Source organism: Streptomyces sp. UNOB3_S3, from assembly GCF_020740895.1.
In the GTDB taxonomy this organism is placed as follows: domain Bacteria; phylum Actinomycetota; class Actinomycetes; order Streptomycetales; family Streptomycetaceae; genus Streptomyces.
The window spans coordinates 1-8192 of sequence record NZ_JAILXP010000326.1; the positions used below are offsets into that span (position 1 = coordinate 1).

Below are 8192 nucleotides of genomic sequence, written 5' to 3' on the forward strand. Positions count from 1 at the left end.
GGTCGCGGCCGAGCAGCCCGGGTTCGGCGGGCAGCGCGGTGCGGGGCCACAGGCGGGGCGGCAGGGGCTGGACGACGGCCAGCGGGGCGGTCCTCGCCCAGTGGTGGAGCATGCGCTGGGCGCGCCCCTCCTGCCACAGGGGACCCACGCAGTCGCTGACCACAAGGGTGAGCCGGCGCCCGGTGGGGTCGCGGAACTGACCGGCGGGGCGCGGGCGCAGATGCCGGGCGCCCCCGGAACCGCCCGTACCGGAGCTGCCCGTACCGGAACCGCTGGCACCGGGGCCGCCCGTACCGGAGCCCCCCGTACCGGAGCCATCACCGGTACCGCCACCGGTGGCGCGCCCTGCCATCGTGCCGACGAGGGGCGTGCCGTCGGGCGCCCGGTGGAGATAGCGCACCTGGACGTCGCGGAAGACCCCCAGCTGGGCGCAGGTCTGCCGCAGCTCCTCCAGCATCCGCTCCCAGACCACCATGGACGGGGAGGTGTCCATCACCAGCTGCATGGCCGCCGGGCGGCGCTCGCCGGGCCGGTGGACGGGCTCCAGCAACCCGGTGCGGGCGGCGGAGTCGGCGGTGGCGTCCTCGTCGAGGGGCCCCGGGAGGGGCGCGGCGAGCGTGCGGTAGCCGCGCAGGGGGCGCAGCGCGCGCTGGAGGCCCAGGAGCCCGGGCAGGGACGAAGCCATGGGGACGCGTATGGGGAAGGTGTCCACGGCGCCCGGGTCGCCCTCGCCCCGCGCGTACAGGGACACCCGTTCCTGGCGTCGCGCCCGCGGCGGGGATCCGTCGGGCCCGGGCGGCCGGGCGGGGCCGCCGGGGCGGTCCGTACGGACGCCGGGGGCCGGGTCCGCGGCACGGACGCCGGTGGCCTCACCGGCGGACCCGGTCCGGGCGGCGGCCGGCCCGCCGGGTGGTTCCCCGGCGGCGCCCGGGCCGACCCACTGGGCCAGCCACAGGGCGTCGGCGATCTCTTCCGCCGTGAGGTCCCAGTCCGCGGCCCGCAGCCTGCCGACCAGTTGCCCCAACCGCCGGTCGGGGGGCGCCGTCATCTCTCATCACCTCGGGCGGTCCAGTGGCTGCATGAGCATGTCCGCGAGCCGGTCGCGGGTGACGCGCTCGGTGCGCGGGGCGTGCTGGGTGAGGAAGAGGGCGTTGAGCAGCTGGTCGGCGGCGATGACCTCGCCGGGCTCCCGGTCCAGGAAGCGCTGGATGAGCTCGTCGCCGTCGGCCACTGCGTCGTCGCCGAGGTGGGCCCGGACCATCGCGGTCAGCTGCTCCTCGCCCGGCGCCTCCAGCTCCAGCTGGACGCAGCGGCGCAACAGGGCGGCCGGGAAGTCGCGTTCGCCGTTGGAGGTGAGGACGATCAGCGGGAACGTGGTGCAGCGCACCCGGCCGCCCTGGATCACGGCCCGGCCGCCGTCGTCGGTGAGCACCTCGACCTCGGGTTCGAGATCGGCGATCCGCTCCAGCTCCGGAAGTCTGAACTCGCCCTCCTCCAGGGCGTTGAGCAGGTCGTTCGGCAGGTCGAGATCGCCCTTGTCCAGCTCGTCGACGAGCAGCACCCGGGGCTGGGCGACCGGCAGCAGGGCCGTGCCGAGCGGGCCCAGCCGGACGTACGAGCCGATGGAGCGGCGCGTGACGCCCGTGGCCTCGCCGCCCGCCCGCTCCAGCTGGACGTCCTGGAGGCGGGCGATGGCGTCGTAGTGGTAGAGGCCGTCGCGCAGGGTGGAGCGGCTGACGATGGGCCACCGCAGCACCCGGCCGAGGCCCAGCTCATGGGCGACGGCGTGGGCGAGCGTGGACTTGCCCGTGCCGGGGTTGCCGGTGACGAGGAGGGGGCGGCGCAGATAGAGGGCGGCGTTGACCGCCTCGACCTCCTCGGGACGCGGGTGGTGGTTCTCCACCAGGCGGCGCAGCACACCGAGCCGGCGGGCGGCGCTCGGGTCCGCTTCGGCGCCGGTGTCGGGGCCCGAGGAGGCGAAGTCCCGCCAGGGCGGGGGCGGCGGCAGCCGCCGGATTCCGTCGTGCGGCAGCCCGGCTCCCCGGTAGATCCGCCAATCGTTCACACTGGCTCCTCATGGCTGGTGGTGACCGTGCGGCCGGCGGTGCCGCCCGGGGCCCCGCCGCGGCCGGCCCCCGCCCGACGGTACCGTCCGGGGCCCGCCCTGCCGACCCCTCTTCACCCGTCTCCGTACGCGCAATTGACGTGCCGTCACGCCGCGCCGCCGGGTCTGGGCAGCGGGGCGCACAACGGCGCGCCGGGCGGGGGCGGATGGTGCGGCGAGTCGTAGAGCAGGGCGATCGAGCGCGCCCATTCCGCTTCCGGGTCGGGGGCGTCCGGGTCGCCGCAGGCGATCCGGAGGCTGCGTATCAGCTGGTGGAGGCCCTCGGCGGTACGGGCCTCGCCCACCAGGTGGGAGACGCGCCGGTGGAATTCGGCGCAATCCGTGTGGCCCGTGGCGCATCGTCGCCAGATCACGACCGCGTGCCCGGCGGCCAGCGCCGCCTCCATGGCCGTCGCGCCCGCGCCGGCGGCCACCTCGCCGCAGTAGACCGGCACGGCGGCGTCCTCCGCGAACGACAGCCTGCCGTACGCCGCGTGCCCGCCCTCCCGGCCGGGCCCGCCGTGCCCCTTGAGGGGCGCCTCGCGGCGCAGCGGCACGGCCGTCAGCGGGCCCCGGGAGATGCCGTCCCAGCGCTGGTGCCACTCCGGGGTCGGGGGCTGGTCGCGACGGCGGCGGTCCCGGACGACCACCACCCGGCGCTGCCCCAGCGGCAGCGTGTGCGGGTCGATGCCGCCGCCGTCGGCGCCGGCCGGCGACAGCCGCCAGGCGTCCAGCGGTTCGTCGAACAGCTCGCGCGGCAGCATCACATGGAGCTCCGCCAGATGGCCGCCGACGTCGCCCTGCCGCAGCGCCCGTGCGATGGGCTCGCGGAGCGTCTCGCGCAGCCGGGCGCGGGGGACGCCGTCCTCGTCACCGAGGAGCGGGGTGACCACGCCGCTGTCCAGCAGCAGCTTCACGTGCCACGAGTAGCGGTCGCCGTAAGGGTGCGGGGCGACCTCGACGAGCACGTCGGCCCGGGCCCCGGCGGGCGCCGCCACGCCCGGCTCCACGTCCCGGCGCTCGGGCTTGCGCAGCTCGACCGTGCCGGGCGGGGAGGGGGCGCGGGGTCCGTCGGGGTCGTCCGAGCCGCCGTGGAGGATCTGGTGGATCTCCACCCTGATGACGTCCGGCAGCGGCTCGGCCTGGGCCGCGATCCAGGTGGACAGCTCGCGCAGCGGCTCGGTGTCGTCCGGCACCCCGAACCGGCTGACGGCGGCCGCGACCCGCGCCGCGTACAGCAGCACCGCCTCCAGCTCCAGATCGCGGTCCGGGGCGGTCTCCGTGCCGCCGTGAGCACCGTGGCCGCCGTCGCGCAGGTCGTAGAGGAGGCCCACGCCCTCCCGCCAGCTGCGCGGGTCGTGTTCGACGCCCGGCTGGTACGGCTCCTGGATCACCCGCCGTTTGACGGTCTCCACCAGCGCCATGACCTCGCCCGGGGTGGCGGGCGGCGACAGCTCCGCGAGCCGGGCGAACAGATGGGTGCGCAGGACGGGCGTGAAGCCGTCGGCGGGGCCCGGGCGCAGCGCCTGCTGCATGCCGGTCCAGCCGGCGCCGGTGCCCACGGCGCGGTAGCGGGCGTAGTGGTGGCGGTCGTGGGCGCGGATGACGGCGTGCAGCCGGTCGCGGCCGGGGAGGTCGTCGGCGACGCGGCGCAGCGCGGTGATGGGCACGGCCAGCCCGGCGGTGTCCTTGCCGCGCCCCTTGCACACGCCGATGACCGCGCCGCGCGCGGTGTCGACGACGGGCCCGCCGGAGCAGCCGGCGACGGGTATCTCCCCGCGCAGCAGCATGGCCGAGCCGTCGGCGCCGTCCCCGCCGGTGGCGGTGCCCACGCCGAAGCGCGGGCCGAGCTCGCCCATGTCCATCGACCAGCCGTGGAGGCTGATCGGGGCGGGCACGACCGCCGAACGGTCGCTCAGCCAGAGGCACTCGGCGCCCTCCGCGCCCTCGACCTCCAGCAGCGCGAGGTCCGGCAGCCGCCAGGGCCTGGGGGGCACGTCGGGGTCGGCCGGCATCGGCAGGGCGAACGCCACCCGGCCGGGTGCGGTCCGGCCGTGCCAGTCGGTGACGTCGACGGCCGTGGCTCCGCGCAGCACGTCGCCACCCCCGTTCCCCACGACATGGGCGCACGTCAGGACCCAGCCGGGGGCGATGAAGAAACCGCTCCCCCAGAACCGGGCGCCGCTCGCGTCATACCCGCCGCCGGGCGCGGAGATGCGCACGACGGCACGGCGCGCGGTGCCCTCCAGGGCGCTCAAGGCGTGCCGGGGGTCGTGGGCGCCGGCCCGGCGGCCGCCCGGCCCTCCCGGTTCTCCGGGGCCTCCCGGTTCTCCGGGGCCTCCCGGCGGCCGTCCCACTTCAGCGTCACCGTGATCGAGGCCTTGGACTCGCCGTCGGCGATCAGGCTGATGACCTGGCCCGCCTTGGCGGACAGCTCGATGCCGAACTCCACGGACACCTCGTCGGGCCGGGCCGCCACGAGCCCCATCCGCACGGAGTCCGCGACGCCCCGGACGGTGTCGGCGAGCCCGCCCGCCATGGCGGCGACGCGGCGGGCCGCGCCGGAGTCCGTGTACGAGGAGTCCTCGTACGGGGATTCCGCGTACCCTCCGGGCCCGGCGTTCCCGGGCCCGTCCAGTTCCTGTGCCTCGGTGACCCGCGCCCAGACGACCGTGCCGTCGTCGAGCCGGACCTGCCGGGCCTGAGTGATCCCGTCGGCCATGCGCCCGTCCACCCCCGTCAACCGCGCGTGATGCGGCAGGCACAGCAGGCTAGTCCCCGGGCGGGACGGACGCGAGAGGCCGTGGCCAAAGGCGCGGGGCGCGTGCCGCCTATCCTGGGCGGGACCGATTGGCTCATCCCCTGACGGAGATCACGTTGTACTTCACCGACCGCGGCATCGAGGAGCTGGAGAACCGGCGGGGCGAGGAGGAGGTCTCCCTCGGCTGGGTGGCCGAGCAGCTCCGTACGTTCGTCGACCTCAACCCCGACTTCGAGGTCCCGGTCGAGCGCCTGGCGACGTGGCTGGCGCGGCTGGACGACGAGGACGACGAGTAGTCGTTCCCGCTGATTCCCGTACTTCCAAAACGCCGGAGGGGCCGACGGTCGTCGGCCCCTCCGGCGTTTTTCAGCGCTTGCGCGACCGCCACGTGTCGTACGCCAGCGTGAGCACCCCGTCCGCCACGAGCGCCGCACCGGCCACCCGCATCAACCGGTGGCCGTCACCGCGCCGGCCGAGCGCCCAGAGCGACACCCCCGCCGCGACCTCCGCCGCGCCGAGCGCCCGCGCCCGCGGCCCCCGTATCCACTGCCCCAGCGGCCCCCGCTCCGACGCGTCGAGGCCGTCGCGCACCACCGTGCGCCAGCCGGGCCACTCGACGGGCTCCGCCTCCGGGGCCGCGCCCGCCGCCGCGCGCAGCTCGGCCGCGGACGCGCCCGGGGTCAGGCCGGGCGGCAGGTGGAGGCCGGCCCGGGCCAGGACGGCGACGAGCCCGAGCACCCGCGCGGCCGCGTCGGCGTCCGAGTCCGGCCGGGTGAGCCGGTCGAACGCCTCCGCGTCCAGCACCGGGTCCAGGCCCAGCCGGGCCCGCAGCGCCGTCAGCGCGCTCTCCTCCCCGAGCGGGGAGCCGTCCGCCAGCCAGGTGTAGCCAACCGTGCGGCGGAAGCCCGCCGCGACGACGAAGCCGGCACCTTCCGCGTCCCACCACAGGCCCACGGCCGGCCAGGGTTCGGCGACGGTCAGGGCGTGCGCCCACTCGGCCGTCAGGGCGGCCGGGGTCGCGCCCTCCGCGTGCCAGGCCTCCTCCCCCGGCACCAGCACGGTCCACTCCTCCCCCGCCGGGGCGAGGAACAGCGGCTCGCGCAGGAGCTGCGCGGAAGGGCGGACGCGGTCGGGCTCGGCCCGGCAGAGGAGCAGGACCCCCGCCGCCGGACTGTGATCAGTAGCGGACATGCGTCAACGCTATGCCACTTCGAAGCCCCTTGACTTCCCGGGGCCACGATATATCGTGTTCTACGGAAGACGCGATATGTTGTGTCGGGAGGAGGCCCGGAATGCCGGACCGGTCGCAGTGGTCACTGGCCGCACCCCAGAAGCTCACCTTCGAGGAGCCCGTCACGGCGCTCGAGGTGCGCGTCGTGGGCGGCACCGTCAATGTCGTGGGCACGGACAGCGGCCCCGCGGCGCTGGAGCTGTCCCGGATCGAGGGAGCCCCGCTCGTCGTCACCCTGCGGGAGGGCACCCTCACGGTCGCCTATGACGACCTGCCCTGGAAGAACATCCTCAAGTGGTTCGACCGCGACGAGTGGAAGCGTTCGGCCACGATCACCCTGACCGTGCCCACGGCCACCCGCGTCGAGGCCGGTGTCGTCGGCGCGAGCGCCGTCGTCTCCGGTATCGCGGGGCCCACGGAGGTCAAGGGAGTCACCGGCGACATCACCCTCGTCGGGGTCCGCGGGGACGTCCGCGCGGAGTCCGTCTCCGGGCGGGTGGAGGCCCAGGCCCTCGGCGGCGACCTGCGCTTCAACTCCGTCTCCGGCGATCTGACCCTGATCGAGAGCACGGGCGGCCGGGTCAAGGCGGAGACCGTCAACGGCGACATGACCATCGACCTCGCCGGCACCGCCCGTACCCCCGATCTCGCGCTGGCCACCGTCGCCGGCGAGGTCGCCATCCGGCTGCCGCAGGCGGTCGACGCCGACGTCGAGGCCAACACCACCAGCGGCTCGGTCTCCTGCGCCTTCGAGGACCTGCGGGTCGGCGGGCAGTGGGGCGCCAGGCGGATCACCGGCACGCTGGGCTCGGGCGGCGGCAAACTCAAGATCACCACTGTCTCCGGCGCGGTCGCGCTGCTGCGCCGGCCGGCGTCCCCCGATGACGACGCCCCCGCGTCGGGAAAGGTCCTCTGATGCCCCCCGTCTTCGGCCACGGCCGACTGCGCCTGTATCTGCTGCGTCTCCTCGACGAGGCCCCGCGCCACGGCTACGAGGTCATCCGTCTGCTGGAGGAGCGCTTCCAGGGGCTCTACGCCCCCTCCGCCGGCACCGTCTACCCCCGCCTCGCCAAGCTGGAGGCGGAGGGCCTGGTCACCCACACCACCGAGGGCGGCCGCAAGGTCTACTCGATCACCGACGCCGGCCGCGCCGAACTCGCCGACCGGCGGGGGGAGCTGGCCGAGCTGGAGCTGGAGATCCGCGAGTCCGTCGCCGCGCTGGCCGCCGACATCCGCGAGGACGTGCGCGGGGCCGCCGGCGATCTGCGCCGCGAGATGCGCGAGGCCGCGCTGAAGGCCCGTACGGACCCCGGGGCCGACGGCTCCGGAGGGGATTACTTCGCCGGGGCGAAGGAGGAGTTCCGCAAGGCCAAGGAGGAGTGGAAGGAGCAGGCGCGCCGGGCGAAGGAGGAGAGCCGCCGCGCCCGCCAGGACGCCCAGGAGGCCCGCCGCCAGGCCCGGCAGGCCCAGGAGCAGACGCGCCAGGAGGTGCGGCGCATCGCCGAGCGCGTCCAGGAGCAGGTCCGTGAGCACACCCGGCACGGCGACTGGCCCGCGGGCATCGCCGAAGGCGTCGGCGCGCTGGCCAAGGAGCTCGGCACGCTGGCAGGGCAGATGCGCACCGGACGGGCCCCGGGGCACTCCGCCGACGAGCCGGTGATCGTCGTGGAGCGGGCGGAGGACGAGCCGCTGCGCGCGTCGTACCCGCTGCCCGAGTGGGCGGTCGCCGATGACGCCCTCTCCAAGGAGCCGGCCCGCGACCTCGACCGGCTGCTGGACCGCTTCCGCGACGAGGTGCGGGACGCTGCGCGCGACCACGGGGTGACCCCCGACCAGCTCCGCCAGGCCCGGGTGCACCTGGCGGCTGCCGCCGCGCAGATAGGGGCGCTGCTGCGGGAGGCCCCGTAGGGGCCCGGGGCTGTGTCCATATGCGGCTCCGCCGCGTGGGCGCGACCGGCCACGGACGGCCCGCAGCCGCAGGAGGCCCCGGGGCACGGACGGCGGCTGCGGACCATCGTGGCTGGTCGCACAGTTCCCCGCGCCCCTACGGGGCGTCCGCCGTGTCCCTCGGGCAGTCGTACGCGTCCCCCGGCCCC

Annotated in this window: 7 protein-coding genes and 1 pseudogene; 3 read left to right on the top strand and 5 right to left on the bottom strand. The window is 76.0% G+C overall.

The window, feature by feature from the left end; genetic code table 11:
* The 4 genes and pseudogenes from K6I33_RS27485 to K6I33_RS27500 all read right to left on the bottom strand — a co-directional run.
* Positions 1–1048 (bottom strand): annotated as a pseudogene (locus K6I33_RS27485) (hypothetical protein); the annotation flags it as partial.
* A gap of 6 nt (positions 1049–1054) precedes the next feature.
* On the bottom strand, positions 1055–2065 hold the full coding sequence (locus K6I33_RS27490) for a MoxR family ATPase (RefSeq protein WP_229357227.1): 1011 nt from the start codon (positions 2063–2065) through the stop codon (positions 1055–1057).
* Positions 2066–2211: 146 nt separating this feature from the next.
* Complete coding sequence (locus K6I33_RS27495; protein WP_229357228.1) at positions 2212–4362, bottom strand: trypsin-like peptidase domain-containing protein; 2151 nt, start codon at positions 4360–4362, stop codon at positions 2212–2214.
* Positions 4359–4826, bottom strand: coding sequence for a CU044_2847 family protein (locus K6I33_RS27500; protein WP_229357229.1), 468 nt, complete (start codon positions 4824–4826; stop codon positions 4359–4361). Before K6I33_RS27500 ends, K6I33_RS27495 begins: the two co-directional genes overlap by 4 nt.
* Positions 4827–4981: 155 nt before the next feature.
* Here K6I33_RS27500 and K6I33_RS27505 point away from each other — a divergent pair, with 155 nt between their 5' ends.
* Positions 4982–5161, top strand: a complete 180-nt coding sequence (locus K6I33_RS27505; protein ID WP_126916014.1) for a DUF6104 family protein — start codon at positions 4982–4984, stop codon at positions 5159–5161.
* 70 nt (positions 5162–5231) lie between these two features.
* Here K6I33_RS27505 and K6I33_RS27510 read toward each other — a convergent pair whose 3' ends face one another.
* The gene (locus K6I33_RS27510) at positions 5232–6056 is read right to left on the bottom strand and encodes a hypothetical protein (protein ID WP_229357230.1); all 825 of its coding nucleotides are present in this window, start codon (positions 6054–6056) and stop codon (positions 5232–5234) included.
* 101 nt (positions 6057–6157) lie between these two features.
* Between K6I33_RS27510 and K6I33_RS27515 the strand changes: the two genes are divergently transcribed.
* Together K6I33_RS27515 and K6I33_RS27520 are read left to right on the top strand one after the other, a co-directional pair.
* Positions 6158–7012 (top strand): DUF4097 family beta strand repeat-containing protein, encoded by an 855-nt coding sequence (locus K6I33_RS27515; protein ID WP_229357231.1) that lies wholly within the window; start codon positions 6158–6160, stop codon positions 7010–7012.
* Positions 7012–8004, top strand: a complete 993-nt coding sequence (locus K6I33_RS27520; RefSeq protein WP_229357232.1) for a PadR family transcriptional regulator — start codon at positions 7012–7014, stop codon at positions 8002–8004. Before K6I33_RS27515 ends, K6I33_RS27520 begins: the two co-directional genes overlap by 1 nt.
* Positions 8005–8192 lie beyond the last annotated feature (188 nt).